Source organism: Wolbachia pipientis (assembly GCF_023661085.1).
Taxonomy (GTDB): Bacteria; Pseudomonadota; Alphaproteobacteria; order Rickettsiales; family Anaplasmataceae; genus Wolbachia.
This window is the reverse complement of sequence record NZ_JAHDJT010000163.1, coordinates 1-1,617: the sequence shown is the minus strand read 5'-3', so window position 1 is coordinate 1,617 and position 1,617 is coordinate 1. Positions and strand designations below refer to the sequence as shown.

The 1,617-nt window shown below is 36.5% G+C and carries 1 protein-coding gene; it reads right to left on the bottom strand.

The window, feature by feature from the left end; all coding sequences use genetic code 11:
* Positions 1-308: 308 nt before the first annotated feature.
* The gene (locus DM84_RS05845; RefSeq protein WP_349305112.1) at positions 309-1,415 is read right to left on the bottom strand and encodes a D-alanyl-D-alanine carboxypeptidase family protein; all 1,107 of its coding nucleotides are present in this window, start codon (positions 1,413-1,415) and stop codon (positions 309-311) included.
* Between the last annotated feature and the right edge of the window lie 202 nt (positions 1,416-1,617).

The window sequence follows — 1,617 nt, the reverse complement described above, 5'->3', positions numbered from 1 at the left end:
TGGGTGATGTCTTAAACGACTTATAAGCGCGTTTCAGCTTGAAAACCCGAAGTTTAAAAAGACATGCAGTACACATAGTGCGAAAAATTAAACAATAGTACGCCAAATACAAGTTCTCTTGTCATTTTAACCTGTACAGATTGGGAAGTTAAACAAATAGCTTCAATACTATAATAAGGGTAACGGCAAAAGTTGTCAAGTAGTTTTTTGTTTCTATTGGATGACGTTATAACTTTTTTTCACTGTTGTCTACCAGCTTTCTGTGTAGCGTAAATTGGTATAAGTTACAGAGATGCGCTATTTAAGCTTCAAAACAACATCCTAAAAAACTTTTCTACGTAATTTAATTCCTGCACATCATTTACTGCATAAAGTGGTGCTGTTTGCTGCTCAATACCCGGTATTTCTATAAGAACTTTGCCTACTTCTTGCCCTTTTTTAATTGGTGCAGGTATCATATCTTTATATTCAACACGTACCTTAATTTTATCATGCAAGTTGCGACTATAGGTTATAGCAATATCGTTTGCAACTGTGATGGGTACTTTCCTGTCTTTTCCGTACAGAACATTTATTTCCTCAACTATATCGTCCTTAGTGAATATCTTTCTAGTGCTAAAATGATTTAAGGAATACTGTATCAGTCTTTTTGCTTCTTCTATTCGCTCTCTTTCAGTACTCAGCCCATTTACGACGGCGAAAATTCTCCTATCGTTTCGTTTTGCAGACACTACAATGCCGTAGCCACCAGCATTTGTATAGCCGGTTTTTAGACCATCAACTCCGATATCGTGAAAAAGTAGAAGATTTTTATTTTTTTGTAAAATGTCATTATATGCTAGATATTGCTCAGAGAACAAGCCGTAATACTCGGGGAAATCAGTGAAAATCCTCTTCGCCAATATTGCCAAATCTTTTGCGCTCATGAAATGATTTTCATCCGGCCACCCGCTTGAATTGACAAAGTGACTGTTGTTCAGATTTAGGTTATGCGCAACTTCGTTCATTTCCATTACGAAATTCTCTTCTGACCCTGCAATGCCCTCAGCTAGCGTGATGCAAGCATCATTACCTGAAACTATTACAATTCCTTCGAGTAGTTCTTTCACCGTGACAGATTGACCTTCCCTCAAAAACATAGAAGATCCTTTCCTTTCCCACGCTTTTCTACTTACTCGAAACTTATCTTCCGTGTTGATCATTCCAGCTTTTAGGTAATCGAAGGCCACGTATAAAGTCATTAACTTGCTCATTGAAGATGGGGCCATTTTTTCATCGGAGTTATGCTCAAAGATGAACGAATCTGAGGCTAAATCTAAAACTACTGCTTGGTTTGCTTTGGTTCTAAATTGATATGAATATGAAGGAAAAGAGAGTAAAAAAACTGATAGTAAGGTTACCAGTTTGCCTAATATATCCATAGTTTCAAATTTACAGTACACTAATCAATAGTATAGTTTTGCAGGGGTATTTCAATAGATCTCTTGCATCTACATGAAAAACGGTAGCCTACTTTATAGCTACACTGACCATAGAAATAGAACAAAAAACTACTTGACAATCTTCGCCGATACCCTTATCATAGTAGTGAAGTTATTTGTTTAACTTCCCAATCTG